This window comes from Streptomyces sp. NPDC001380 (assembly GCF_042895785.1).
Lineage (GTDB): Bacteria > Actinomycetota > Actinomycetes > Streptomycetales > Streptomycetaceae > Peterkaempfera.
The window spans coordinates 20,844-47,396 of the sequence record NZ_JBIAWP010000031.1; the positions used below are offsets into that span (position 1 = coordinate 20,844).

General features: G+C 77.4%; 22 protein-coding genes, 1 tRNA gene and 1 pseudogene. 19 read left to right on the top strand and 5 right to left on the bottom strand.

From position 1 onward, the window contains the following. Positions 1–42: 42 nt before the first annotated feature. The 8 genes from ACFY07_RS26415 (at position 43) to ACFY07_RS26450 (ending at position 11,309) form a co-directional block, all read left to right on the top strand. Complete coding sequence (locus tag ACFY07_RS26415; protein WP_390872055.1) at positions 43–2,877, top strand: tetratricopeptide repeat protein; 2,835 nt, start codon at positions 43–45, stop codon at positions 2,875–2,877. A gap of 287 nt (positions 2,878–3,164) precedes the next feature. Further along, positions 3,165–4,280, top strand: a complete 1,116-nt coding sequence (gene ald / locus ACFY07_RS26420; RefSeq protein WP_230654425.1) for an alanine dehydrogenase — start codon at positions 3,165–3,167, stop codon at positions 4,278–4,280. Between the two features lie 518 nt (positions 4,281–4,798). Further along, positions 4,799–5,926, top strand: a complete 1,128-nt coding sequence (locus ACFY07_RS26425; RefSeq protein ID WP_390872056.1) for a ParA family protein — start codon at positions 4,799–4,801, stop codon at positions 5,924–5,926. Continuing rightward, positions 5,923–6,495 carry a hypothetical protein gene (locus ACFY07_RS26430; RefSeq protein ID WP_390872057.1) on the top strand — a complete coding sequence of 191 codons (573 nt, stop codon included), beginning with the start codon at positions 5,923–5,925 and terminating at the stop codon, positions 6,493–6,495. Before ACFY07_RS26425 ends, ACFY07_RS26430 begins: the two co-directional genes overlap by 4 nt. A 93-nt stretch (positions 6,496–6,588) precedes the next feature. Further along, positions 6,589–7,677 (top strand): segregation and condensation protein A, encoded by a 1,089-nt coding sequence (locus tag ACFY07_RS26435; RefSeq protein ID WP_390872058.1) that lies wholly within the window; start codon positions 6,589–6,591, stop codon positions 7,675–7,677. 641 nt (positions 7,678–8,318) lie between these two features. Next, positions 8,319–8,900: an SMC-Scp complex subunit ScpB gene (locus ACFY07_RS26440; protein WP_390872074.1), complete on the top strand. Its 582-nt coding sequence runs from the start codon at positions 8,319–8,321 to the stop codon at positions 8,898–8,900. A gap of 48 nt (positions 8,901–8,948) precedes the next feature. Continuing rightward, the gene (locus tag ACFY07_RS26445) at positions 8,949–10,154 is read left to right on the top strand and encodes a pseudouridine synthase (protein ID WP_390872059.1); all 1,206 of its coding nucleotides are present in this window, start codon (positions 8,949–8,951) and stop codon (positions 10,152–10,154) included. Positions 10,155–10,328: 174 nt separating this feature from the next. After that, positions 10,329–11,309 carry a helix-turn-helix domain-containing protein gene (locus tag ACFY07_RS26450; protein ID WP_390872060.1) on the top strand — a complete coding sequence of 327 codons (981 nt, stop codon included), beginning with the start codon at positions 10,329–10,331 and terminating at the stop codon, positions 11,307–11,309. A 138-nt stretch (positions 11,310–11,447) separates the two neighbouring features. On the opposite strand, the gene ACFY07_RS26455 is transcribed toward ACFY07_RS26450, so the two are convergent. Beyond that, positions 11,448–11,810 carry a DUF952 domain-containing protein gene (locus ACFY07_RS26455; RefSeq protein WP_390872061.1) on the bottom strand — a complete coding sequence of 121 codons (363 nt, stop codon included), beginning with the start codon at positions 11,808–11,810 and terminating at the stop codon, positions 11,448–11,450. 197 nt (positions 11,811–12,007) lie between these two features. Between ACFY07_RS26455 and ACFY07_RS26460 the strand changes: the two genes are divergently transcribed. The 5 genes from ACFY07_RS26460 (at position 12,008) to der (ending at position 17,776) form a co-directional block, all read left to right on the top strand. Continuing rightward, on the top strand, positions 12,008–13,021 hold the full coding sequence (locus ACFY07_RS26460; RefSeq protein WP_390872062.1) for an ADP-ribosylglycohydrolase family protein: 1,014 nt from the start codon (positions 12,008–12,010) through the stop codon (positions 13,019–13,021). Positions 13,022–13,438: 417 nt separating this feature from the next. Beyond that, positions 13,439–14,524 (top strand): prephenate dehydrogenase, encoded by a 1,086-nt coding sequence (locus ACFY07_RS26465; RefSeq protein ID WP_390872063.1) that lies wholly within the window; start codon positions 13,439–13,441, stop codon positions 14,522–14,524. A gap of 233 nt (positions 14,525–14,757) precedes the next feature. Then, positions 14,758–15,477: a (d)CMP kinase gene (cmk, locus tag ACFY07_RS26470; RefSeq protein WP_230654409.1), complete on the top strand. Its 720-nt coding sequence runs from the start codon at positions 14,758–14,760 to the stop codon at positions 15,475–15,477. A 128-nt stretch (positions 15,478–15,605) separates the two neighbouring features. Next, entirely contained in the window at positions 15,606–16,205 is a 600-nt protein-coding gene (locus ACFY07_RS26475; protein WP_390872075.1) for a lysophospholipid acyltransferase family protein, read from the top strand. A gap of 98 nt (positions 16,206–16,303) precedes the next feature. After that, positions 16,304–17,776, top strand: a complete 1,473-nt coding sequence (gene der, locus ACFY07_RS26480; protein ID WP_230654407.1) for a ribosome biogenesis GTPase Der — start codon at positions 16,304–16,306, stop codon at positions 17,774–17,776. A 124-nt stretch (positions 17,777–17,900) separates the two neighbouring features. Here the strand turns inward: der and ACFY07_RS26485 are convergent, their stop codons facing one another. Both ACFY07_RS26485 and ACFY07_RS26490 read right to left on the bottom strand, forming a co-directional pair. Then, positions 17,901–18,335, bottom strand: coding sequence for a hypothetical protein (locus ACFY07_RS26485; protein WP_390872065.1), 435 nt, complete (start codon positions 18,333–18,335; stop codon positions 17,901–17,903). A 511-nt stretch (positions 18,336–18,846) separates the two neighbouring features. Beyond that, positions 18,847–19,689 (bottom strand): hypothetical protein, encoded by an 843-nt coding sequence (locus ACFY07_RS26490; RefSeq protein WP_390872066.1) that lies wholly within the window; start codon positions 19,687–19,689, stop codon positions 18,847–18,849. A gap of 592 nt (positions 19,690–20,281) precedes the next feature. On the opposite strand from ACFY07_RS26490, the gene ACFY07_RS26495 reads away from it, so the two are divergent. Continuing rightward, positions 20,282–21,013 carry a transglycosylase family protein gene (locus ACFY07_RS26495; protein WP_390872067.1) on the top strand — a complete coding sequence of 244 codons (732 nt, stop codon included), beginning with the start codon at positions 20,282–20,284 and terminating at the stop codon, positions 21,011–21,013. 338 nt (positions 21,014–21,351) lie between these two features. On the opposite strand, the gene ACFY07_RS26500 is transcribed toward ACFY07_RS26495, so the two are convergent. Then, positions 21,352–21,588, bottom strand: coding sequence for a hypothetical protein (locus ACFY07_RS26500; protein ID WP_390872077.1), 237 nt, complete (start codon positions 21,586–21,588; stop codon positions 21,352–21,354). Position 21,589: 1 nt separating this feature from the next. Between ACFY07_RS26500 and ACFY07_RS26505 the strand changes: the two are divergent. The 4 genes and pseudogenes from ACFY07_RS26505 to ACFY07_RS26520 form a co-directional block, all read left to right on the top strand. Beyond that, a pseudogene (locus tag ACFY07_RS26505) lies at positions 21,590–22,165 on the top strand (transglycosylase family protein); the annotation flags it as partial. A gap of 405 nt (positions 22,166–22,570) precedes the next feature. Beyond that, positions 22,571–23,434: an acyl-CoA thioesterase gene (locus ACFY07_RS26510; RefSeq protein WP_390872068.1), complete on the top strand. Its 864-nt coding sequence runs from the start codon at positions 22,571–22,573 to the stop codon at positions 23,432–23,434. Positions 23,435–23,892: 458 nt separating this feature from the next. Next, positions 23,893–25,164 (top strand): MFS transporter, encoded by a 1,272-nt coding sequence (locus ACFY07_RS26515; RefSeq protein ID WP_390872076.1) that lies wholly within the window; start codon positions 23,893–23,895, stop codon positions 25,162–25,164. 144 nt (positions 25,165–25,308) lie between these two features. Continuing rightward, positions 25,309–25,382, top strand: a tRNA-Pro gene (locus ACFY07_RS26520). A 78-nt stretch (positions 25,383–25,460) separates the two neighbouring features. Here ACFY07_RS26520 and ACFY07_RS26525 read toward each other — a convergent pair. Beyond that, positions 25,461–26,159 carry a site-specific integrase gene (locus ACFY07_RS26525; protein ID WP_390872069.1) on the bottom strand — a complete coding sequence of 233 codons (699 nt, stop codon included), beginning with the start codon at positions 26,157–26,159 and terminating at the stop codon, positions 25,461–25,463. Positions 26,160–26,352: 193 nt separating this feature from the next. Here ACFY07_RS26525 and ACFY07_RS26530 point away from each other — a divergent pair. Continuing rightward, positions 26,353–26,553 (top strand): hypothetical protein (locus tag ACFY07_RS26530; protein WP_390872078.1); only part of this gene is annotated, 201 nt, incomplete at its 3' end.

Sequence of the window (26,553 nt, forward strand, 5' to 3'; positions counted from 1 at the left end):
GCCGCCGCACCTGTCCGGTGGTGAGTGTCAGGAGAGGCTCGCGTGGCAGCTGAGACGGCGGCGGTCCACCCGGAGGACCCGAGCGGGCGGCCCGGCCCCTGCACCCTCCCCCCGGACCCCGTCCCCTTCGCCGGCCGCCGCGCCGAGCTCGCCGCCCTGCGCGCCGAGGTCGGCCGCCCCGGCCTCGCCGCGCCGGGCGACCGGGACGCCCCCGCCCGCCGCAGCCGCGTCCTGGTGGTCGCCGGACGGCCGGGCTCCGGCCGCACCGCCCTCGCCGTCCGCTTCGCCCGCACCGTCGCCGCCGACCACCCCGACGGGCAGCTCTTCGTCCGCCTGGACGGCAGCGGCGACCGGCCCGTCCCGCCCGGACAGGCCGCCCGGCAGCTCCTCGCCGCGCTCGGCGCCCCCGTCCCGGCCGGACTGCCCGCCGACGCCGGACCGGCCGTGCTCCCCGGACCGGCCGGGCTCCCCGGACCGGCCGGTGCGGCCGGTACCGGCGGAGGCGGCCCGGAGGCGGACGGCGGCCCGGACCCCGCCTGCGAGGCCCTGCGGCGGGCCCTGACCGGCCGCCGCACCGTCCTCGTCCTGGACGACGTCCGCGACGCCGCGCAGCTCGAACCGCTCCTCCCCGACGAGCCCGGCTGCCTGGTCGTCGCCACCGCCGCCGCGCCCCTCACCGGGATCCCCGACGTCCGGCCCTGCGTCCTGGGCGGCCTCGACCCGGCCGCCGCCGTGGCGCTGCTCACCGCGCTGGTGGGGGAGACCCGCGTCGTCTGCGACCCCGTCGGCGCCGCCGAGCTCGCCGAGGCGTGCGGCTGCCACCCCGCCGCCCTCCGGCTGGCCGCCGGCTGGCTCCGGACCCGGCCGCGGGCGGCCGTCCCCGACGCGGTCCACGCCCTCCGCGACCTCGCGGCCGGTCCCGCCGCACCGCCCGCTCCCCCCTCCGGGGGCGCTCCGGCCGCGCCCCCCGGCCCGGTCCCCGACCGCGGCCCGGGGGCCGGCACCGCCGAGGAGTCGGACATGCTCGCCGTGTGGGAGGCGTCCCGCCGCGCCCCCGCGGGGCCGCTGCAGCCCCCGTCCGGGCCGTCGCCCGCCGGGCCCGCGGAGTCCGACGTCCTGTCGGTGTGGGAGGCGGTCCGCTCCGGCGGGCCCGCCGCACGGTCCGCCGAGTCCGCCGGGGCCGCCCCGCGTCCGTCCGGCCGGACGGCCCCGGCCGCCCCGCGACCGGCCGCCGGGCCGCCCCGCCCCGCCGCCCCGCCGACCGTCCCGCCTGCCGCCGTCCCCCCGCCGGCCGTCCCGCGCCGCGCGCCGGGCGTGCCGCCGGTCCCCGCGGCCGCCCCCTCCGCCCCGCCCGCGCCGGGGGCCGCAGCGCTCTCCGGGCCGCCTGCCGCCCTGCTGTCCGTGCCGCTGCCGGTCCCCGTGCCGGGCCCGGTGGCCTGCGCCCCGGCCGTGCCGCCTGCGCGTGAGCCGGCCGACCCCGCGCCGCCGGCCCCCGCGGACCCGCTGACGCGGGCCTTCACCCTGCTCTACCGCGGCCTGCCGCCCGCCCAGGCCCGCATGCTGCGGCTGCTCCTCCTCGCCCCCGGCTCCGCGGCCGATCTGCGGACGGCCTCCGCCCTGGCCGGCTGCCCGCCCGAGGCGGCCGGGCGCACCCTGCGCGCCCTGGCCGAGCAGCAGCTGCTGGAGGAGGAGCCGCCCGCACCGGACGGCACCGTCCGCCACCGGCTCCCGGCCCGGGTGCGCGCCCTCCTCGCCGGGACGCCCGCCGGACCCGAGCGCCCCGCCGAACTCCAGCTCGCCCGCGCCCGGCTGCTGGAACGCCTGGTGCGCCTGGTCGAGTCCTGCCGCGCCCTGCTGGCCCCCGAGCCCGGGGCCCCCGCGCCCGAGCCGCTGCCCGGCCCGCTGCGGCTGCACTCCGCCGCCCACGCCCGCGACTGGCTGCGCCGCGAACTGCCGGTGCTGCGGGCCGCCGCCCGCGACGCGGTCCGCGCCGCCGACCTGGACGGGCCGGCCGGCCGGCTCGCCGGGGCGCTGGTGCGCACCCTGCCGGCCGCCGGGCCCGCCGAACCCGCCGTGCTGTTCGAGCTGCACGGGCTGGTCCGCGAGGTCGCCCGGCGCGGCGGCGCGCCCGGCCGCGAGGCCGCCGCCCTGGTCAACCTGGGCGACCTGCTCACCGCCGCCGGGGAGCCCGCCCGGGCGCTGCAGTGCTACCACGCCGCCCTGGAGCCGGCCCGTGCCGCGGGCGACGAGGGGGCGGCCGCCCGGGTGCTGGAGGCCGTCGCGGGCACCCACCGCGCACTGGGCGACCCGCTGCGCTCGGCCGACTGGTACGCCAGGGCGCTCGCGGTCCGCCGCACCCGCGGCGAGCAGCGGGAGGAGGCCCGGCTGTCCGCCCGGCTCGCCGAGGCGCTGGCCGCGCAGGGGCGGACCGAGGAGGCGGTGCGCGCGTACCGGGCGTCCCTGGCGCTGCTGCGACGGCTCGGGGAGGGCGCCGCCCAGGTGCCGGTGCTGCTGGAGGCGGCCCGGGTGCTGATGCGGGCGGGGCGGTCCGAGCAGGCGCTGCGGGCGTCCGGCGAGGCGCTCGCCGCCGCCCGGCGGTACGGGGACCGCGGACTGGAGCGGCGTGCGCTGCTGGCGCTGGCCGACGTGCTGGAGGCGGCCGGCGACCCCGAGGGGGCCCGGCTCCACCGCGGTCAGGCGGCCCCGCCGTCCGCCCCCGCCTCCGTTCCGCCGCCCGCTCCCGCTCCCGCCCCCGGTCCGCCGTCCGCTCGGTCGTCGGCCCCGTCGTCCCTGCCGCCGTCCGCCCCGCCCCTCGGGGGCCTCGCGGCCGGCCTGCCCGCCGAGGGCGCGTCCGGCCCGTCCGCCGGCCCCTCCTGACCGCACGGAGGGCCCCGGCCCGGGCCCCGGCGGGGCGGCCCGCTTCCGCGACGAAAGGCCGGAAAGGGCATTGGGCCGGGTTTGTCCCCTCGTGGGCCCTTGCAAGCCTACGAAAGTGCCAATGATCGCCAGAGATTTGGTCGGTTTGTAAGGCTGGCGCATCGCCTGGGCTTCATTACACTCGATGGCAGATGCGCAGCGGCGTCGCACAACGGTGTGCTCCGCCCTGCGACCACCCGCCGGTGTTCCGCCGGTCGGGAACACCAGGGCAAGGGACGTGTATAGCCGTGAAGGTCGGCATCCCCCGCGAGGTCAAGAACCACGAGTACCGCGTGGCCATCACGCCCGCCGGCGTGCATGAGCTGGTCCGCAACGGCCACGAGGTCGTCATCGAGCGCGACGCAGGCGTCGGCTCCTCCATCCCGGACGCGGAGTACACCGCCGCCGGCGCGGCCATCCTCGACACCGCCGACGAGGTGTGGGCCTCCGCCGACATGGTGCTCAAGGTCAAGGAGCCCATCGCCGAGGAGTACCACCGGCTGCGCAAGGGCCAGATCCTCTTCACCTACCTGCACCTGGCCGCCTCGCGCCCCTGCACGGACGCCCTGCTGGAGTCCGGCACCACCGCCATCGCCTACGAGACGGTGCAGCTCGCCAACGGCGCCCTGCCGCTGCTCGCCCCGATGTCCGAGGTCGCGGGCCGCCTGGCCCCGCAGGTCGGCTCGTACCACCTGATGCGCTCGGCCGGCGGCCGCGGCGTGCTGCCGGGCGGCGTCCCGGGCGTGGCGGCGGCCAAGGCCGTCGTCATCGGCGGCGGCGTCTCCGGCTGGCACGCGGCCACCATCGCGCTGGGCATGGGCTACAACGTGACCCTGCTCGACCGCGACATCAACAAGCTGCGCGAGGCCGACCGCATCTTCGGCAACCGCATCCGCACCATCGCCTCCAACGCCTTCGAGCTGGAGAAGGCGGTGCTCGACGCCGACCTCGTCATCGGCGCGGTGCTGATCCCCGGCGCCAAGGCCCCCAAGCTCGTCACCAACGAGCTGGTCTCCCGCATGAAGCCGGGCTCCGTGCTCGTCGACATCGCCATCGACCAGGGTGGCTGCTTCGAGGACTCGCGTCCCACCACGCACGCCGAGCCGACCTTCCAGGTCCACGACTCGGTCTTCTACTGCGTGGCCAACATGCCGGGCGCGGTGCCGAACACCTCGACCTACGCGCTGACCAACGCCACGCTGCCCTACATCGTGGAGCTGGCCAACCGCGGCTGGAAGGACGCCTGCCGCCGCGACGCTGCCCTGGCGCTGGGCCTCAACGCCCACGAGGGCCAGCTGACCTACGGCCCGGTCGCCGAGGCCCACGGTCTGCACGCCGCTGACCTGGACACCGTGCTCGCCTGACGACGCGCCCGTCGTCCCCCGGATGTCCGCGCCGGTCCGGCGCGGCCCCGGCGCCGCCGCCGCGGCGCCGGGGACCCGGGGATCCGGACGGCTCCGGCCGTCTCCGCCGACCGTCCTGCCCGGGCGGGACACCCCTCGCGGTGTCCCGCCCTCCGGCGTGCCCGGAAACGGCCCTGCGGGCGCGCCCCCGACCGCGTGCCGGGCCGTGCGACCTGCTGTTCCGCGGTGCGTTCCGGCGGCGGAAGTGTCGCTGTGTCAACAAGTGTGCGAGGCATCACTCCTGCGGGTGAACAACGCGACCTGCCGGTTTGCCGCAGGACCAAAACGATGCCGTCACAGCCGCTTTCCTCCCTTGACAGACGGCCCCCGCGTACCCGACACATCCTGCCGACTCCGGCTGATTGTGTTGCTGCGAACGCCTGAAACGGCCTAGAGTCGCGAACCGTCGGCGTTGCCCGTTCTGTCTTCACGCTGACCAATCAAGAAGTGGCCTGGTCGCCAAGGAGGTAAGACGACTTGTGAATGAGTCGACATTTGCTCCCGGGGGTGGTCAGCCAGGACTGGCGGAGCACGCCGCCGGCCAGCCGGGCGAGGACGCCGGCACCCGGTTGCATGCCGTCGGCTCGGTCGCCGTCCGTACCTTCGAGGCGCGCCAGACCGCCGACCGCGACGGCGACCCTGCCGAACACGGCCTCTCCTACGCCGAGTTCCCCTACGGCTCCTACGAGGACCCGGACGCCGAGTACGAGCCCGACCCCGAGTACGCCGCGACGCTCGCCCCGGACGCCGCCCGCCAGCGCCGCGAGCGCGTGGGCCCCACCGGCCGCCCGCTGCCGTACTTCCCGATCCCCGCGCCGCTGGCCGAGCACGGCCCCGCGCAGATCATCGCGATGTGCAACCAGAAGGGCGGCGTCGGCAAGACCACGTCCACCATCAACCTGGGCGCCGCGCTGGCCGAGTACGGCCGCCGCGTGCTGCTGGTCGACTTCGACCCGCAGGGCGCCCTCTCGGTGGGCCTCGGCGTCAACCCGATGGAGCTGGACGTCACGGTCTACAACCTGCTCATGGAGCGGGGCATGACCGCCGACGAGGTGCTGCTGAAGACCGCCGTCCCCGGCATGGACCTGCTCCCCAGCAACATCGACCTGTCCGCCGCCGAGGTGCAGCTCGTCAGCGAGGTCGCCCGCGAGTCCGCGCTCGCCCGCGCCCTCAAGCCGCTGCTCGGCGACTACGACTACATCATCATCGACTGCCAGCCGTCCCTGGGCCTGCTCACGGTCAACGCCCTCACCGCGGCGCACAGCGTCATCGTCCCGCTGGAGTGCGAGTTCTTCGCCCTGCGCGGCGTCGCGCTGCTCACCGAGACCATCGAGAAGGTCTGCGAGCGGCTCAACCCCGAGCTGCGCCTCGACGGCATCCTGGCCACCATGTACGACTCGCGCACCGTGCACAGCCGCGAGGTGCTGGCCCGGGTGGTGGAGGCCTTCGGCGGCCACGTCTTCCACACCGTCATCGGCCGCACCGTGCGGTTCCCGGAGACCACCGTGGCGGGCGAGCCCATCACCACCTACGCCACCAACTCGGTGGGCGCCGCCGCCTACCGCCAGCTCGCCAGGGAGGTGCTTGCCCGGTGCCCCGCCGAGTGAGTCTCCCGGGGGCCGACGAACTGTTCCGGACCACCGGGGGGATGGCCCTCTCGCCGTCCCTCGCCCGGCAGCAGGACCAGGGCCGGCCGGAGACCGCGCGGGGGGCCGGCGCCGACCGGGACGGGGCCGCCGCGCAGCGGCCCCCCGAGGAGGGACGCCACCCCGCGGAACGGCCGCCGGACGCGTCCGGCGACGGCCGCGGCGCCGAGGAGCACGGCAGCGCGGCGGGCGGCGCCGCCCCCGCGCACCGGACGGCCGCCCCGGGCCAGGGGCCGCGCCCCGACGCCGTGCCCGCGCCCGCGCCCGCCGCGGACGGCCCCGCCCGCCGCAGGACCCGCGCCGCGGCCCGGCGGCCCAGCGGCCGGGAGCGGCACGACGAGAAGATCACCGTGTACGTCTCCGCCGAGGAGCTGATGGACCTGGAGCACGCGCGCCTGGTCCTGCGCGGCGAGCACGGGCTCGCCGTCGACCGCGGGCGCATCGTCCGCGAGGCGGTCGCCGTGGTCCTCGCCGACCTGGAGCAGCGCGGCGAGGCGAGCATCCTGGTGCGCCGCCTGCGCGGACGCTGACCCGCCGCGCCCGCGGGACCCGTCGGGCCCGCGGCCCGCGTGTCGGCGTTGCCGGGCGACTCCGCCCCGCCGCAGGGCGCACCATGGACAGCGATGCGCACGACCGACGACCCCACCCGGCACGACCCGGACCGCCCCGCCCCCGGCGCCGGGCCCGCGCCCGCCCCGCGGCCCGCGGACGCCGGGGCGCCCGCGTCCGCAGCCGCGTCCGGACCCGGACCTGTGCCCGGACCCGCGCCTGCCGCCCCGGACGGGGAGCCGGCCGGGCAGGAGCCCGGCCGGGGGCCCGGCCACGAGTCCGGCCACGAGTCCGGGCAGGGCGGCTTCCAGGTGCGCCTGGCGAACTTCGAGGGCCCCTTCGACCTGCTCCTCGGCCTCATCTCCAAGCACCGCCTGGACGTCACCGAGGTCGCCCTCTCCCGGGTCACCGACGAGTTCATCGCCCACATCCGCGCCATGGGCCCGGACTGGGACCTCGACCAGGCCACCGAGTTCCTGGTCGTCGCGGCGACCCTCCTCGACCTCAAGGCCGCCCGGCTGCTGCCCGCGGCCGAGGTCGAGGACGAGGAGGACCTCGCCCTGCTCGAGGCCCGCGACCTGCTCTTCGCGCGGCTGCTGCAGTACCGCGCCTACAAGCAGGCCGCGGCCGTCCTCGCCGCGCGCTGGGACGCCGAGCAGCGGCAGCGCCCCCGCACCGTCGGCCTGGAGCCCCACCATGCCGCGCTGCTGCCCGAGGTCGTCATCAGCATCGGCCCCGAGCGCTTCGCCCGCCTCGCCGCCAGGGCCATGGCCCCGAAGCCCAAGCCGGTCGTGTACGTCGACCACATCCACACCCCGCCGGTCAGCGTCCGCGAGCAGGCCGCCCTCGTGGCCGCTCGGCTGCGGGCCGCGGGCGGGGCGAGCTTCGCCGAACTCGTCGACGACGCCGACGGCACGCTCGTCGTGGTCGCCCGCTTCCTGGCGCTGCTGGAGCTCTACCGGGAGCGGGTGCTGGCCTTCGAGCAGCCGGAGGCGCTGGGCCGCCTCCAGGTGCGGTGGGTCGGCGAGGAGGGGCGCGCGGTCGAGGTCACGGACGAGTTCGACCGGCCGCCGGGGAGCGCGGACGGCGGGCCGGGGGAGGACGGCGGCCGGCGCGGCGGGGGACGGCAGAGCAGCGGTACGAGGAACGGTGGTCCGTCATGAACCGGGACGACGACAGGCAGGACGGCAGGCACGACGGCCGGGACGGCCGTGACCCCTCCGGCCGGGAGGCCCGGCCCGCCCGGCGCGCCCTCGGCATGCCCGGCCGGCCCCGGCCCGCCGAGCACCTCCCGCCGGCCCACTTCCCGCCGGACGACGGCGGTCCGGACCCCGACGGCGGCGTCCGGGCGGCGACGGGCACGGCCGCCGGTACCGCCGTGCACGCGGGCGCCGAGCGGCCGTCCGCGGGCACGTCCGCGGTCGGCGGGGCGGCGGCGGACGTGCCGGATCCGGCCTCCCCGCCCCTGCACGACCTGCCCCTGCACGACCCGCCCCTGCACGACCTGCCCCTGCACGACCTGCCCCTGCACGACCCGCCCCCGCAGGACCCGCCGCCGTCGGCCCCGCCCGCCGCCGTCCCGGGCCCGGCGGACGCGTCCGGGCCCGCCGGCCCGCCGGTGCCGGGCCGGCACGCCGTCCCCCCGCAGTCCGCGGCGCCCGGCCCGGCCCCGGCGCCCCCGGCGCCCCCGACGCCCCCGGCGCCTTCGGCGCCCCCGGCACACCCGGCACCCGGCCCGCGGCCGCAGGAGGAGCCGGACCCCCTCGCCGCCGTGCCGCTCCGCGCCGCCCTCGAAGCCGTCCTCATGGTCGCCGACGAGCCCGCGGCCGAGTCCCACCTGGCCTCCGTCCTCGCACGCCCCCGCCGCGAGGTCGCCGCCGCCCTGCGCGAGCTGTCCGCCGAGTACACCGCCCAGGGGCGCGGCTTCGACCTGCGGCTGGTCGCCGGGGGCTGGCGGTTCTACAGCCGCGCCTCCTGCGCCCCGGCCGTCGACCGCTTCGTCCTGGACGGCCAGCAGGCCCGCCTCACCCAGGCCGCGCTGGAGACCCTGGCGGTCGTCGCGTACCGTCAGCCGGTGTCCCGCTCCCGGGTCTCCGCCGTGCGCGGTGTGAACTGCGACGGCGTCATGCGTACGCTGGTACAGCGTGGCCTGGTGGAGGAGACGGGCACCGAACCCGGGACAGGTGCCATCCTGTACCGGACGACCGACTACTTCCTGGAGCGGATGGGGCTGCGCGGCCTGGACGAGCTGCCGGAGCTCGCGCCCTTCCTGCCCGAGGCCGACGACGTGGAAGCGGAGTCGCTGGAGGGCTCCGCGATCGCCGAGGCCTTGGCCGCCGCACGGGACAGCAGTCAGGACGACAGTGACGTGGTCAGCACCACGTGACTGTGACATCGCAGCTCGGCCGACGACGGAATCGACAACGGACTTTCAATGCGTAGCAGTGGCAGGAACAGCGGCGGCCAGGGCGGCAGCCGGGGCGGATACGGCAACCGGAGCGGCGGCTCCGGCGGCCGCGGCGGCCAGGGCGGAAGCCCCGGCGCCCGCAGCGGCCAGGGAGGCCAGGGCGCCCGCGGCGGCCAGGCAGGCCAGAGCGGCGGCCGCGGGGGCAACCACCGCGGCGCCGGCAACCAGCGCGACGAGCGCGGGCAGCGCTCCGGCCGCCCGCCGCGCCCCGAGGAGCGCTCCTACGGCGAGTACGGCGGCGGCCGCCCCGGCGGCCCCTCCGGCGGCCCCTCCGGCGGCCGCGGGAGGCCGCAGGGCCAGGGCGGGCAGGGCCAGGGCGGCGGACAGGGCGGTCGGGGCCGCGCGCCCCAGCGCCCCTCCCGCCCCCGCGAGCTGGAGGCCAAGCTGGAGGACGCCGTCCGCGCCCGCCACGACAAGCCCCGGGTCGTCATCCCCAAGACCTTCGGCGAGCCCGAGGGCGAGCGGCTGCAGAAGGTCCTGGCCCGCGCGGGCATGGGCAGCCGCCGCGCCTGCGAGGAGCTGATCGACCAGGGCCGCGTCGAGGTCAACGGCCGCACCGTGCGCGAGCAGGGCGTCCGCGTCGACCCGGAGAAGGACGAGATCAAGGTGGACGGCCTCACCGTCGCCACCCAGTCGTACCTCTTCTTCGCCCTCAACAAGCCCGCCGGCGTCGTCTCCACCATGGAGGACCCCGACGGCCGCCAGTGCCTCGGCGACTACGTCACCAACCGGGAGACCCGCCTCTTCCACGTCGGCCGCCTGGACACCGAGACCGAGGGCATCATCCTGCTCACCAACCACGGCGAGCTGGCCCACCGCCTCACCCACCCCCGGTACGGCGTCACCAAGACCTACCTCGCCGCCATCGTCGGTCCCATCCCGCGCGACCTCGGCAAGCGGCTCAAGGAGGGCGTCGAGCTGGAGGACGGCTTCGCCCGCGCCGACAGCTTCCGCGTGGTGGAGAACACCGGCAAGAACTACCTGGTCGAGGTCAGCCTCCACGAGGGCCGCAAGCACATCGTGCGGCGCATGCTCGCCGAGGCGGGCTTCCCGGTGGAGCGGCTCGTCCGCACCCGCTTCGGGCCGATCGCGCTCGGCGACCAGAAGTCCGGCTGGCTGCGCCGCCTCACCAACCCCGAGGTCGGCCAGCTGATGCGCGAGGTCGGCCTCTGACGGCCCGGCCCCGCCCGTGACGCGGCGCACCGGACCCCGCCCCGCGACCGCGGGGCGGGGTCCGGTGCATGTCCGGGCCCCGTTCGGCATACCCTGGTGCCCACGTCCCGGCGGAGGCGGAGCGCCCGCCCACCGGGCCGAGGCGTACGTACGACGGTGTCACGGAGGGGCGGGATGTTCGACTCGCTGGGCCTGCCGGAGTCGGACAGCCGGGTGTACGAGGCCCTCGTGGCCGCCCCGCAGTCGGACGCCGAGGCCCTGGCCGCCCGCTGCGGCCTCACCCCGGAGCAGACCCGGGCCTCGCTCGCCGCCCTCACCGAGCGGGGCATGGCCACCCGCACGCCGGACAGCGCCGACCACTACCTCGCCGTCGCCCCCGACGTGGCCATCGGCACCCTCATCGGCCGCCGCGAGGAGGAGCTGCGCACCGCCCGCGCCGGGATGCACCGGCTCATGGACGCCTTCCGCGACGCCTCCCGCTACACCGACCCGGCCCGCTCGGTGGAGGTCCTCACCGGCAGCGAGGCGATATCCCAGCGCTTCGAGCACCTGCAGGACACCGCCCGGGAGCAGATCCGCGGCTTCGACCGCCCCCCGTACGTCCAGAACCCCGGGCTGAACCTCGGGCGGGCGCGGCGCCTGCTGCGCGACGGCATCCGCTACCGCGTCGTCTACGACCGGGAGGCCGTGGCCTGGCCGGGGCGGCTGGACAACGACATCCGGATCAGCTGCGAGGACGGCGAGGAGGCCCGGGTGCGGGTCGCCCTCCCGATGAAGATGATCATGGCGGACGACCGGATGGCCATCCTGCCCATCAGCTCCGGCAACCGGGTCCTGGACGCCGCCTACGTCGTCCACCCCTGCTCCCTGCTGGAGGCCCTGGCCACCCTCTTCGAAGCCGAGTGGGAGCGCGCCGTGCCGCTCAACGCCGCCGTCGGCGCCGACGGGGCGGACCCGGCCCCCGGCGGCCCGGCCGAGGACCACCGCCGGCTGCTCGGCCTGCTCGCGGCCGGACTCACCGACGAGGCCATCGCCCGCGCCCTCGGCTGGAGCGCCCGGACCACCCAGCGCCGCCTGCAGGGCCTCATGCGCGAGCTGGGCGCCACCACCCGCTTCCAGGCGGGCATGGCCGCCCGCGAACGCGGTTGGCTCTGACCGCACCCGCGCCCGGCCGCGCCCGGGACCGGCTCCGGCCGCAGACCGGCCAGGGACCGGCCCCGGACCGGCCAGGGACCGGCCCCGGACCGGCTCCGGACCTGCTGCGGACCGGCTCCCGGCCGCCCCGGGGCCGGATCAGCTCCACGCCTCCAGCGACGCCCAGCGCCCGTCCGGCCCCCGCCGCACCTCCAGCATCCCGACGACGGCGCCGCGGTTGACGGCCCCGTAGACGTGCGGGAACAGCACGTCCGCGGCGGACCCGGGCGGCGGCGGGCCGTCCGGCTCCTCCCACCGCACCGCCGCGTCCAGCCGGTCCTCGTCGATGAGCAGCACCATCAGCGGGCCGTGGACCTCGGCGAAGAACGCGTTGGCCACCGCCAGCGCCGTCCGCTCGTCCGGCGAGCAGTGCACGAAGCCCTCGGTGGCGAGGGACGCGGGCGCGTAGGGGCGCTCCGGCGTCGCCAGCCAGTCGTCGAGCGGGGTCAGGTGCAGGATCATCCCCCTGTTGTACCGGAGCGCGGCCCCGCCGCACCCGCACCCGCACCCGCACCGGCTCCCTCACCGGCTCCCGCCGCCCGCCGTGTCCGCCGCGGTGCGGGAGCGCGCGCCCGGCCCGCGCGCCGCGTCCGCACACCGGTGGCCGCGGCGCCGCCCGGTGCGGTAGTCCTGGCCGTCCGCACGACAGGGGAGGGCCCATGGGACGGCGGCCGGCCGCCGGAGCACTGCTGGGGCTCGCGCTCGGGGACGCGATGGGGTTCCCCACGGAGTTCAACGACATGGAGTCGATCGCGGCGAAGTCCGGCCCGTGGCGGGAGATGCGCCTGCCCGGACGGGCGATCGTCACCGACGACACCCAGATGACGCTCGCCCTCGCCCGCGGCCTGCGCACCGCCCTGGAGCGCGGCCCCCTCACCCCGAGCCGGCTGGAGGCCCCCGTCCGCGAGGAGTTCGTGGACTGGTGGCGCTCCCCGGAGAACAACCGCGCCCCCGGCGCTACCTGCATGGAGGCCTGCCGGCTGCTCAGCCGCCCCGGCCTGCCCTGGCAGGAGGCGTCGCAGACCGGCTCCAAGGGCTGCGGCGCCAACATGCGCGTCGCCCCGCTCGGCCTCGTCCCCGGCCTCACCGCGGCTCAGCGGTCCGGCGCCGCCCAGCTCCAGTCCGCCCTCACCCACGGCCACCCCACCGCGCTCGCCGCCTCCGACCTCACCGCCCACGCCGTCCACCTGCTCGCGCAGGGCGCCGAGCCCCGCGAGCTCACGGCCCTGCTGCGCGACCACGCGCGGGAGAGCCGCGGCACGTACCGGCGCGACTGGCTCGGCGGCCTTGACGGCCTCGGCCAGGACCCCTCGCCGGAGCACTTCGCCGCCCGCGGCTGGGACGAGTGTCTGGAGGTCCTGGACCGGCTGGAGGCCGCCCTGCGGGCCCCCGACGTCGAGGCCGACCCGTGCCTGGCCACCGGTGCGGGCTGGATCGCCGAGGAGGCCCTGGCCACCGCCCTGCTCTGCTTCCTGATGCTGCCCGACGACCCGCCCGCCGCGATCCGCCGTGCCGCGTACTCCTCTGGCGACTCCGACTCGATCGCCTGCCTCGCCGGCGCCTTCGCGGGCGCCCGCCACGGCGCCGACGCGTGGCCCGCGGAGTGGGTGCACGCCGTCGAGTACCGGGACGAGCTGCTCGCCTTCGGGGAGCTCTGGGACACGGGCGCCTGACGCCCGCCCCGCGGACGTCTCACGGAACGGGACGCCGGTCCCGCAGCGCGGGCGGTGTCACTAGCCTGGGCCCGGCCGCCCGGAGCGGGATGCCGGGCGGCCCGAACCGGCGTGCACCCCGTGCGGGACCGCAGACGGCCCCGCACGCCGCCCGCGTGCACCCGGGGGCCGGGCGGGCCTGCGCAGCCGCCCGGCCGCCGGTCCCGCCCGCGCCCCTCCGGACCTCCGCGCCTCCGCCCCTCCGCGCCTCCGCGCCTCGGCCCCTCCGCACCTTTGCGCGACCCGTCCCCGGCAGGCCGCCGTCCGGGCAGAATGGTCCCCGCGGCCCGCGCCGACCCGCACGGACCGCCCCGCCACCGCCTTCCGGGCCCCGGAGTCCCCGGGCCCCGGAGCCGCCTCCCAGGGACGTACACCGCCATGCGCACAGTCGCCGTCGTCGGCACCGGACTGATCGGTACCTCCGCCGCCCTCGCCCTCGCCGCCCGCGGCATCACCGTCCACCTCCAGGACGCCGACCCCGACGCCGCCCGCACCGCCGCGTCCCTCGGCGCCGGCACCACGGAGGCCCCCGAGGACCCCGTCGACCTGGCCGTCGTCGCCGTGCCCCCCGCCCTCGTCGGCCGGGTGCTGGCCGACTGCCAGCGGCGCGGCCTCGCCCGCTGCTACACCGACGTCGCCAGCGTGAAGTCCGGCCCCCGCGCCGACATCGCCGCCCTCGGCCTGGACACCACCCGCTACATCGGCAGCCACCCCATGGCCGGCCGCGAGGTCTCCGGGCCGCTCGCCGCCCGCGCCGACCTCTTCGAGGGCCGCCCCTGGGTCCTCACCCCCACCCCCGACACCGACACCGACACCCTCAACGCCGCCCTGGAGCTGGTCGCGCTCTGCGGCGCCGTGCCCGTCGTCATGGACGCCACCGCCCACGACCGCGCCGTCGCCCTGGTCTCCCACACCCCGCAGCTCGTCTCCTCGCTCGTCGCGGCCCGCCTGGAGCACGCCGACGAGACCGCGGTGCGCCTCTCCGGCCAGGGCGTGCGCGACGTGACCCGCATCGCCGCCTCGAACCCCCGCATGTGGGTCGACATCCTCAGTGCCAACGCGGGCATGGTGGCCGACATCCTGGAGGACATCGCCGCCGACCTCGGCGAGACCGTCGCCGCCCTGCGCTCCCTCCAGGCCGCCGACGAGACGAAGCGCGACGAGGGCGCCCGCGCCGTGGCCGAGGTGATGCGGCGCGGCAACGCCGGGCAGGCCCGCATCCCCGGCAAGCACGGCGCCCCGCCCACCCGCTACGCCACCGTCGCCGTCGTCATCGGCGACCAGCCCGGCGAGCTGGCCCGCCTCTTCGCCGACGCCGGCCTGGCCGGCGTCAACATCGAGGACGTCGCCATCGAGCACTCCACCGGGCAGCAGGCCGGCCTGGTGCAGCTCTCCGTCGCCCCGTCCTCCGCGACCGGCCTCGCCGCGGCGCTGCGCGAGCGGGGCTGGCGGGTCCGCGACTGACGGGTCCGCGGCCGGCGGGTCCGCGACCGGTGGCCCCGGTCCTCGCCGCCGGTCCTCGCCTTCGGTCCCCGGCCCCGGCCGCCGGGGCGCCCGGTCCGCGCCCCGGCCCGCCTCCCGTGCGCGGCCCCGCCGGGAGCGTGCGGTCCCGGTCCGGCGGCCTCCGCGGGTCGACTAACCTTGAGGGAGACCCCCGCACCGAAACCCCTGCACCACGTCCCGAAGAGAGGTCCCCCGTGGAAACTGCCGGCCGAGCGAGCGCCCCGGTCGTCGTCGCCATCGACGGACCCTCGGGTTCGGGCAAGTCCACCGTCTCGCGTGCCGTGGCCGCCCGCCTCGGGCTGAGCTTCCTGGACACCGGCGCCATGTACCGGGCCATGACCTGGTGGATGCTGGCCAACGAGGTCGACGTCGACGACGCCGACGCGGTCGCCACCGCCTGCACCAAGCCCGTGATCGTCTCCGGCACCGACGCCGCCGGCCCCACCATCACCGTGGACGGCCGCGACGTCTCCGGCCCGATCCGCGGCCCCGAGGTCACCTCCCGGGTCTCCGCGGTCGCCGCCGTGCCCGAGGTCCGCTCCCGCCTGGTGGAGCTGCAGCGCACCTCCGCCGGGGCCGCCGAGCGCGGCATCGTCGCCGAGGGCCGCGACATGGGCACCGTCGTCTTCCCCCGCGCCACCGTCAAGATCTTCCTCACCGCCTCCGAGGAGGCCCGCTCCGCCCGCCGCGCCGCCGAGCTGCGCGCCAAGGGCGTCGACGAGGCCACCATCGCCGCCATGGCCGCCGACCTCGGCCGCCGCGACGCCGCCGACTCCAGCCGCACGACCGCCCCGCTGGCCAAGGCCGACGACGCGGTCGCGGTGGACACCAGTGACATGACCCTGGAGCAGGTCATCGACCACGTCGTCGACCTGGTCGAGGCCCGCGCGCCCCGCCCGGCGGCCGCCGGGTGAGCGCCACCGGAACCCGTGCGGACACCCGGCGGCCCGCTCCCGCGGGCCGCCTCGCCGCCGCGCCCCCGGCCCGCACCGCCGCCGCACCGCAGCGCCCCACCGCGCGCGGCGCCGCCGTCGGCCGCCGCATCGGCATCGGCCTGGCCCGCGCGGGCTGGCGGGTGCGGGTGCTCGGCGCCTGGCGCGTCCCGGCCTCCGGGCCGGTGATCCTGGCCGCCAACCACGCCAACCTGGTCGACGGCCCGCTGCTGATGGGGATGTCCCCGCGGCCCACGCACTTCCTCGTCAAGGAGGAGATGTTCACCGGCCCGGTCGGCGCGGTCCTGCGCGGCGTCGGGCAGATCCCGGTGCGGCGCGCCAGCGCCGACCGGACGGCGATCACCACCGCCCTGCAGGTCCTCGCCGACGGCGGCGTCCTGGGCGTCTTCCCCGAGGGCACCCGCGGCGACGCCGACTTCGCGCAGGTCCAGGGCGGCCTCGCGTACCTCGCGCTGCGCTCCGGGGCGCCGGTGGTCCCGGTGGCGGTCCTCGGGACCGGCGACCGCGGCCGCACCCTGGGCGCCCTGCCGCCGCTGCGCGGCCGCATCGACGTGGTCTTCGGCGACCCCTTCGACGCCTCCGACGGCTCGCGGCTGCGTACCCGCAGGGCCATGCGGGAGGCCTCCGAGCGGCTGCAGACCCGGCTGGCCGGGCACCTCGCGCAGGCGCGGGAGCTGACCGGCCGCTGACCCCCGGCCTCCGCGCCCCCAGACCTTCTGCGCCGCGACACCCGCGGCGCGACCCCCGGCCCCCGGGCCGGACCGACGGACGAAAGACGGCACTGGACATGAGCAACGAGAACACCGCCGCTTCGGAGGCGGGCGCCTTCGAGCACGGTGAGCTGGACCCGGCGGAGTACGCCGAGTTCATGGAACTGGCCGCCGAGGAGGGCTTCGACGCCGAGGACGTCGACGGCGACCTTGCCGCGGCCTCCCACGGCCCGCTCCCGGTGCTCGCCGTCGTCGGCCGCCCCAACGTCGGCAAGTCGACCCTGGTGAACCGGATCATCGGCCGCCGCGAGGCCGTCGTCGAGGACCGCCCCGGCGTCACCCGCGACCGCGTCACCTACGAGGCGTCCTGGGCCGGCCGCCGCTTCAAGCTCGTCGACACCGGCGGCTGGGAGGCCGACGTCCTCGGCATCGACGCCGCCGTCGCCGCCCAGGCCGAGTACGGCATCGAGAGCGCCGACGCGGTCCTCTTCGTCGTCGACGCCACCGTCGGCCCCACCGACACCGACGAGGCCCTCGTCAAGCTGCTGCGCCGGTCCGGCAAGCCCGTCGTGCTCTGCGCCAACAAGGTCGACGGCCCCTCCACCGAGGCCGACGCCGCCATGCTCTGGTCGCTCGGTCTCGGCGAGCCCCACCCGGTCTCCGCCCTCCACGGCCGCGGCTCCGGCGACCTCCTGGACGCCGTCATGGCGGCCCTCCCCGAGGCCCCGCCGCAGACCTTCGGCACCCCGCTGGGTGGCCCGCGCCGCGTCGCGCTGCTGGGCCGGCCCAACGTCGGCAAGTCCAGCCTCCTCAACAAGGTCGCCGGCGAGGACCGGGTCGTCGTCAACGAGGTCGCCGGCACCACCCGCGACCCGGTCGACGAGCTGATCGAGCTCGGCGGCAGGACCTGGAAGTTCGTCGACACCGCCGGCATCCGGCGCCGCGTCCACCTCACCGAGGGCGCCGACTTCTACGCCTCGCTGCGCACCGCCTCCGCCCTGGAGAAGGCCGAGGTCGCCGTCATCCTCATCGACGCCAGCGAGACCCTCGCCGAGCAGGACACCCGCATCATCTCCATGGCGGTGGAGGCCGGGCGCGCGGTCGTCATCGCCTACAACAAGTGGGACCTGCTCGACGAGGAGCGCCGCTACTACCTGGAGCGGGAGATCGAGAAGGACCTCGTCCAGGTCAAGTGGGCGCCGCGGGTCAACGTCTCCGCCCGCACCGGCCGCCACATGGAGAAGCTGGTCCCGGCGATCGAGACCGCGCTGGAGGGCTGGGAGACCCGCGTGCCGACCGGCAGGCTGAACTCCTTCCTCGGCGAGCTGGTCGCCGCCCACCCGCACCCCATCCGGGGCGGCAAGCAGCCGCGCATCCTCTTCGGCACCCAGGCCGGCACCCGGCCGCCGCGGTTCGTCCTCTTCGCCTCCGGCTTCCTGGAGGCCGGCTACCGGCGCTTCGTCGAGCGCCGGCTGCGCGAGGAGTTCGGCTTCGCCGGCACGCCGATCTCCATCTCGGTGCGGGTGCGCGAGAAGCGCCGCCGCAAGTAGCGGCCGCCGCGGGCGGCCGGCGGGCCGCAGGCCCCGGAGCCGCCCGCACGCGCAGGCACGGACGGGCCCCGGCCGCTCCCCCGCGGGGGAGCGGCCGGGGCCCGTCCGCCGTGTGCCGGAACCGTCAGGCCGAGCCGCCTGCGCGGCCCGGCGGCAGGGAGAGCATCCCCCGGTGCCGGCCGCCGCGGCCCGTCGACGGGGGGATGTGCCCGACGGGGGTCCACCCGCCGCCGTACTGGTGCCCCTGGGCGAAGGGCGATCCCGCCGCCCCCGCGCCGCCGTGGCCCGGACCGGAGGCCGGCGGGTCCGGCAGCTGCCGCTCCGCGTCCCGGCTGCCGTACGACCGCCGCAGGCCGAACCCGGTGAACTTCATGTCCTCCTCGCCGGTCCGGTCGCCGGGGAGGGTGCGGAACAGCCGCCGGTACTCGGCGCAGAGGCTGTCGTAGATGGGGGTGGCGGAGACGGGGCGTTCCGCCTCGTACGCGGGCCGCATGCCGGGGATCGCATGGGCGCCGGCGTGCCGCCGGGTGGGGGTGGGGGAGGGGTCGTAGGTCTGCACACACGGCCAACGACCGCGCGGCCTCCGGGATGCGGCCTGAGGGCGGTTGACCTGCGGTCGGCCCGGTGTGCGGCGGCCTCCGCGCACCGGGCCGACCGCAGGCGCGCGCGGCCGCCCGGCGGGGGGCCCCCCCCGCGGCCCCCCGCCCGCCCCCCCCCGCGCCCCGGGGGGGCCGGGCGGCCCCCCCCGCCGGGCCCCGGCCGCCGCGGGGGGGGGGGGGGGGGGGGGGGGGGGGGGGGGGGGGGGGGGGGGGGGGGGGCGCGCGCCCCCCCCGCCCCCCCCGCGGGGGGGGGGGGGGGGCCGGGGGGGCGCCCCCCCCCCCCCCCCCCCGCGCTCCGTCCGCCCCGTGCGCCCTGGGTGTCCCGTGCGCCCCGTCCTGCCGGTCCGCGGCAGCCGCGGGGCGGGCCGGTCCGGGTCGGCGGTGTCGTCGCCCGTCCCGCCCTCCCGACCGCCCTGCCCTCCCGACCGCCCTGCCCTCCCGGCCGCCCTGCCCTCCCGCGTCGCTGCGGGATCAGGTGCCGGCGAGCGGCAGCACCGCCCCGGCGAGCACACCCTGCCCGGCGGCCCGGTCCAGCGCCTGGCGCAGCAGGTCCTCCCGGGGCTGGCTGCCGATGGTGCCCACCGGCGCCGCGTACATGTACACCTGCGACTGCCGGCTGGCCGCGGCCCGCCACGTGTCGGTGACCTGCAGCGGCTGGTGCGCCTGCCACCACGCCACGGTGCCGCCCTGCGGGCCCGGCTGGAGCACCGCGTGGAGCTGGCCCATCGCCATCAGCACCGACCAGCCCGCCAGCGGCTCCGGGGTCCGGTCCACGTCCTTCACCTCGCCGAAGCCGTGCTCCAGCAGCAGCTGCAGGAACTCGTCCTCGCCGGAGGTGCTGCCCGGCCGCCCCACGGGCACCGTCGGCTCGACGACCAGCGCGGCGTGCGGGGTGTCGCCGACCAGGACCAGCCCGCAGGTGATGGAGAGCACCGCCGGCTGGCTGCCCTCCGCCGGGCCGCCGTCGCCGGGGACGGCCGGGGCGGTCCGGGCGGCGGGGGAGGGGGCGGCGGGCAGCCGGGAGCCGTCCCCGGCCCGGTCGCCGCCGATGCTGCGCATGGCGCCGCGCAGCTGCTCCTCCGTCACCGGGACGACCTGCGAAGGGATGCAGCGGGCGTGGGCGAAGGCGAGGACGGCGGTCTCCTCGCCCATGAACAGCACGGTGCTGGTCTGCTCGCGCAGCGAGTCGCCCGGGGTACGGCAGGACGTGCAGTCGTAGGTGTCGGGGGCGTTGCCGCCGGCCAGCAGCCGGTCGGCCTCGTCGTCGCCGATCTCGGCGCGGACCTCGTCGCTGACGTCGAGCATGCGCGGCACGGGGACTCCTCGGATCGTTTCCTGGATCGGGGCGCCGGATGCGGGGTGCACCCGGCCTCCTAACCCAACGGGCGGATGTGGCGGGGGTCACGGCCACGCCCCCGGGCAGTCGTGAATTCGGCGGAATCCGACTGCGCAGCGTGCACGACCGTCCACTCCGTGTCGACAACGTGTCGGAGGTCACAGGGTGCCGGGCGTGCGTCAGGACACACCGGCGCGGCCTGCCCGATCGGAAAATGCCGACAGAGTGTGCAAAACGGCCGCCCGCGACAGATCATTACCGCCGGTAACGGTCAGGTGATCTGGAAGAACCGTGAACCGGTTGAAAGCGGCACGGAAGCTTTCCTACGGTCTGTCACCGGTGCAACGAGCACCACCCGGGTACGCCCTCCAGCGCACCGGACGGCCGCAGTTGAGCGGCGGTCAGGTGTCCGCCGCCGGTGACTGACAGGCCGGCGGCGCGTGGCGGGCGGCCGCGGCGGCACGTCACGTCCGACACGTGCACGGCCGCCGGAGCGGACGAGGCGGCGGACGGCTCCGGTACCACCGGACACCGGCCGACCGGCCCGCCCGGGGCTGTCGAGAGGAAGCAATGACCCTTCGTCACGAGACCGACGCCGCCACCGCGAACGCCGGGCAGGGCGCCGACCGGAACGGTGCGGCCGTCCGCCGCAACCGGGTCCGCGCCGCCGTCGTCGCGGGCGCCGTCGCCGCCGTCCCGGCGGTGGGCCTCGTCACGGCCACCTCCGCCTCCGCCGCCTCCGCGTCCACCTGGGACCGGGTCGCGCAGTGCGAGAGCGGCGGCAACTGGAGCATCAACACCGGCAACGGCTTCTACGGCGGCCTGCAGTTCACCCGCAGCACGTGGGCCGCGTACGGCGGCACCGCGTACGCCTCCACCGCCGACAACGCGAGCCGCGGCGCGCAGATCGCCGTCGCGGAGAAGGTCCTCGCCAGCCAGGGCCCCGGCGCCTGGCCCGTCTGCGGCCCCCGGGCCGGCCTGAGCAGCGGCGGCGCCGCCGCCCGGGTCGACGTCTCCGCGGGCTCGCGCAGCAGCCGCTCGGAGCACCGCAGCACCTGGCACCGGTCCTGGAAGCACTCCTCGGCGGGTGCGGTGCAGAGCCGGCGCCACACCGGCGGCTCCTCGGCCGGGGCCTCCCCGGTCAACACCTCCGGGCGCCACTACACCGTCCGGGCCGGCGACACCCTGGGCCGCATCGCCGACCGGTACGGCATCGGCTGGCAGAAGCTGTACCTGGAGAACCGCGGCGTCATCGGCGGCAACCCGAACCTGATCTACCCGGGGCAGAAGCTCTCCGTCTGACCCCTGCGCGCCGGTTTCGCGACCGGTCGCCCCGTGCCCGGCGCGCAGCGCCCGGCACGCCCCTCTCGCGGGGCCCGGTACCCACCGGGCCCCGCTCGGCGTTCCCGGACCGCCGTGCGGGTGTGCGGGCGTACGGGCCGGGCGCTCCGGCAGGCCCGTCCGGGGCCGCCGTACCGTCCTCCGGTCCGGCCGCGGCCCCGGCCCCGACCCGCGGCGGCGGGGCGCGCTCGGGGGGCCGCCCTCCGCGCCCCTGCGCCGACCGGTGGAACCCCGCGGCGCGGCGGGCGCCGGGGCAGCCCGCCGCCGCGCAGGGCGGCCGTAGCGTCGACCCAGTGTGCTCATAGGACTTTCCGCTCGGTCGTCGCGGCGCCCTGCACCGCCGCCACCGCCGTCACCGTCGTCACCGTCGCCACCGCCGTCACCGTCGCTGCCTCCGCCACCGCAGCCGTCGCGGCCGCGGCCGCGGTCCTCGCGGCGACGCCCGCCGCTGCGGCCGCCCCTGCCGCACCCGCGCTCGACGATCCGGTCTGGGACCGCCTCGCCGCGTGCGAGAGCAGCGGCAACTGGCGGTCCAACACCGGAAACGGCTTCTACGGCGGCCTCCAGATCCTGCTGGGCACCTGGCGGTGGGCGGGCGGCCTGCGCTTCGCCCGCCGCCCCGACCTCGCCGTCCGCGAGGAGCAGATCACCGTGGGGCAGGAGATCTTCCGCCTCCAGGGCTGGCCCGCCTGGCCGGCCTGCGCCCGCCGGCTCGGGCTCCTCGACCCCGTTCCGGGCCCCGCCCCGGAGCCGTCGCCGGACCCCGGGTCCCCGTCCGACCCGCAGGACCCCGGCGTCTTCCCGCCCCCGGTCCTCCACCCGCGCCCGGCTCCGCGCCCGGACCGGCGTCCCGGACGCGGCCCGCACCCCGGCCGGGAGCCGCACCCCGGACACGGCCACCGCCCCGGACGCCATCCCCGCCCCGGTACGGGCCCGTACCCGGGGCACGGGCCGCACCCGGGAACGGGCCCGTGGCACGGGAGGCCCCCGGAGCCCGACCCGGGCACGGCGGCGGCCGGACAGGTGCCGCAGCCCGTCCCGTATCCCGGCGCAGGGGGACGGCCCGGTCCGGAAGCCGCCACGCCGCCCGCGGCGGCGTGGCCCGCCCTGTGACCGGCAGGCCGCCCGTGCGCCCGGCGGCCCTGCCCCGCCCGTGACGCCGCCGGGACCGCCCGGACCCGCCGGGACCGCAGCCCGGACAGCCCCCACGGCCGTGTCGGGACCGCCCCCGGGGCCCGGACGGCCACGCCGGAGCCGCCTGGAGGGTGCCCCTGCGTCCTCGCGTCCGCCCCGGCTCCCCGCCGTCCGCCGTTCCGTCCCCCGGCCGGCAGCGCTTCCGGCCGATGTCCCCCGAACACCGCTGCGGCGCCGTGTCCTCCCACCCACCGCGCCGCCCCGCTCCGGCCCGATGCCGGGGAATGCCGCAGACCGGCGCAGACTTTCCCTCAGCGGAGAGGCAGCGCGAGCCGGCCGGAGACCCCGCCACGGCACTGCCGTCCACGGAGAGGAAGCACAGACATGGGCAGCCCCGTCGACCACCTCGTCGACCTGCTCGATCTTGAGCAGATCGAGGTCAACATCTTCCGAGGCCGCAGCCCCGAGGAGGAGCTGCAGCGCACCTTCGGCGGCCAGGTCGCCGGCCAGGCGCTGGTGGCCGCAGGACGCACCGTGGACGCCGGGCGCCCCGTCCACTCCCTGCACGCCTACTTCCTGCGCCCGGGTCTGCCCGGCGTGCCGATCGTCTACCAGGTGGACCGGATCCGCGACGGCAGGTCGTTCACCACCCGGCGCGTCCTCGGCATCCAGAAGGGCCGCAGCATCTTCGCGCTCACGGCGGACTTCCACGTCCCCGAGCCCGCCGCGTTCGAACACCAGGACGCCATGCCCGACGTGCCCGACCCCGAGGGCCTGCCCAGCGCCCTCGACGAGGTCAGCGCGCGCATCGGCGAGCGGCCGCCCTTCATCAGCCGTCGGCAGCCCTTCGACATCCGCTACGTCGAACGCCTCCGCTGGACCAAGGAGGAGCTCGTCGGCGTCGAGCCCCGCAGCAGCGTCTGGCTGCGCACCAACGGCAGGCTCCCCGACGACCCGCTGATCCAGGTCTGCGCCCTCACCTACGCCAGCGACATGACGCTGCTCGACTCGGTGCGGGCCCCCGTCGAACCCCTCTGGGGTCCGCGCACCTTCGACATGGCCTCCCTCGACCACGCCATGTGGTTCCACCGCCCGTTCCGTGCCGACGAGTGGCTGCTCTACCAGCAGGAGTCCCCGGTTGCCACCGGCGCCCGCGGGCTCGCCCGGGGCCAGATCTTCGACCGGCAGGGGCAGCTCGTCGTCTCCGTGATGCAGGAGGGCCTCTTCCGGCCCGTCGCCCGCGGCTGACGGGCCCCGCCCCGGGCCGGACCCCCTCCCGGCCCCCGGGCGCCCGCCCCGGCGCGGCGCACCCCGGAAGCGTCGACGCCCCCGGCCGGGCCGCAGAACACCTCTCGGAGGCAGGACCACCCGCCCCGGCGCGGGGCGCCCCACACCGGGCGTCCCCCGCCGGGCCGCTCCACCGCCCGGGCGGCCCGGCCCGCCTCCACCCCCGAGCCTCGCCTCCGCCCCCCGGCGCCCGCCGGTCACGGCACCGCTCCTCGGCACCCTCCCGCCCCGACCCCGCAAACCCCCACCCGCGCAGTCCCGCCCCCTGCCCCCTGCCGCAAGGACGAGACCCCGTGTCCACACCGCCCGCCCCCCGTCCCGCCGCCCCGTCCGCCGCCCCGGAACCGCCGCCCGACCCCGCCACCGCCGCCCCGGTCGCCACCGCCGCAACCGGTCCGACGGCGCCGCCCCGTCCTCCCGTGCTCCCTCCCCACCCCGCCCCACCGGGCCGGCTGCGCCGCGCCGCCCGCAGCGTCCTCGCCGACGTCACCCCGCTGCGCACCAGCCCGCACTACCGCCGGGTCTGGTTCGGCCAGACCGTGTCCTCGATAGGCCAGCAGATGACCGCCGTCGCGGTCTCCGTCCAGGTCTACGCCCTCACCGGCTCCAGCTTCGCCACCGGACTGGTCGGGCTCTTCTCCCTCGTCCCGCTCGTCGTCTTCGGGCTGTACGGAGGCGCCGTCGCCGACAGCGTGGACCGCCGCAGGCTCGGCCTCGTCGGCGCCGCCGGCCTGGCGGCGGTCTCCGCCATCCTCGCCGCCCAGGCGGCCCTCGGACTGCGCCAGGTCGCGGTCCTGTACGCGGCCGTCGCCCTCCAGGCCGTCTTCTTCGCCCTGAGCTCCCCGGCCCGGAGCTCGATGGTGCCCCGCCTGGTGCCCGCCGAGCAGCTCCCCGCCGCCAACGCCCTGGCCACCGTCTCGATGAACCTCGGGCTCACCGTCGGCCCCATGCTCGGCGGCGTCCTCATCGGCGTCTGGGGCTACCAGTCGGCCTACCTCGTCGACGCCCTCGCCTTCAGCGCCACCCTCTACGCCATGTGGCGGCTGCCCTCCATGCGGCCCGAGGGCGCCCGCAAGGGCCGCGCCTCCGTCCTGGACGGACTCCGCTTCCTCCGCGACCGCCCCAACCTGCGCACCAGCTTCCTGGCCGACCTCGCCGCCATGATCTTCGGCATGCCGAGGGCCCTCTTCCCCGCCATCGCCGCGGGCTTCTACGGCGGCGACGCCCGCACCGTCGGGCTGCTGGTCTCGGCGCCGGCGGTGGGCGCCCTCGCCGGGGCCCTCTTCTCCGGCTGGGTCGGGCGCGTCCACCGCCACGGACTCGCCGTGATCGCCGCCGTCGCCGCCTGGGGCCTCGCCATCGCCGGCTTCGGCCTGGTCCGCAACCTCTGGCTCGGCCTGCTCCTGCTCGCCGCCGCGGGCTGCGCCGACACCGTCAGCATGATCTTCCGCAACACGATCATGCAGGCGGCCGCCCCCGACGACATGCGCGGACGGCTCCAGGGGATCTTCATCGTCGTCGTGGCGGGCGGCCCCCGGCTGGGCGACTTCGAGTCGGGCACCGTCGCCGCCCTCACCACCACGGCGTTCTCGGTCGTCAGCGGCGGCCTGGCCTGTGTCGCCGCCATCCTCGCCCTCACCGCCCGCTACCCGTCCTTCGCCCGCTACGACGCCCGCCGCCCCACCCCCTGAACCCCTGACCAGCCACGCCACGCCCGACCCACCCGCAACCCGGCAGCGAGCACCCCCCGACGTGCTGTATTGTTTTCCTCGTCGCCGGGACACCGGGGACGGGCCGCAAAGCCGGAAGCCGCAAGGCCGAAAGCAGCGAGGCCTCGGGACGTGGCGCAGCTTGGTAGCGCACTTGACTGGGGGTCAAGGGGTCGCAGGTTCAAATCCTGTCGTCCCGACGCAAGTCGGAAGCCCCGACCAGAGCGATCTGGTCGGGGCTTTGTGCTGCGTACAGCAGCGAAGTACAGCAACGGGGGTCAGGGGCCGAGGTCCCCGAGGGTGCTGCCGAGCTTCCGCAGGGCCTTGCGGGTGCTCTCGGCAGGCACGTGGGTGTAGACCTCCATCGTGACGGCGATCTGCGAGTGCCGGAGGATCTGCATCGCGATCCGCGGGTGCACGTCCAGGGCCGCCAGCAGGGAGCCGCAGGTGTGCCGGGTGTCGTGGACCCGGATGCGGCGCACGCCGGCCCGCTCGCAGCGCCGGGCGAACTCCCGGTTGAAGTTCCGCGGTTCGACCGGGGTGCCGTAGCGGGTGGTGAGGACGAACCGCGAGTCGGTCCACAGCTCGCCGGCCGCGGCCCGGGCCTGCTCCTGGGCCTGGGCTCGCGCGGTGAGGGCGTCGACGCAGACGGCCGGCAGCGGCAGCACGTCGGCGGAGCCCTGCGTCTTGGTCTCCGCGTGGAGGAGGCGGCCGCCGACCTGCTGGAGCTGCCGGCGGATGCGCAGCTCCCCGGCGTCGAGGTTCACGTCGTCCCAGGTGAGTCCCAGGACCTCGCCCTTGCGCAGGCCCAGGACGAGGATCAGGACGTAGGCGGGGAACAGGGGGTCGCGTGCCGCCTTGGCCGCCTCCAGGAACCGTCTGGCCTCCTCGACCGACCAGGGGTCCGGTGTGCTGCGGCGGGGCGTGGAGAGCTTGATCAGCTGAGCGGGGTTCCTGGAGATGACCTCCTCCGTCATCGCGTTGCCCAGAGCGCTGCGCAGGACCGCGCGGGCTCCCCGGACCGTCCGGGGCGACGGCGTGCTCCGGCAGCACCGGCCGGCGGCGCAGCAGCGACGGGAGCCCTCGTCCCGCCGGGCGTGGGTCTGTACAGCCAGCGGCTCTGTCCCGTAATCGGTGGTAACGATCAGCGACGGGATGCCATGCTCGGGCGTGCTCGATGCCAACACCCTGGTGAACATGGTGTTTTCCGGTCTGTCGGCGCTGGTTGTCGAGGACGTCGCGGACGAGGGCGAGGTGATCCGGGTGGCCGCGCGGACGGAGAACGCGACCCTGGACGCCTGGCAGACCTGGCCCGCGGCAAGGCCCGCAATAAGATCCCGGCGCTCATCGAGGCCCTGGACGGCGAGTTCA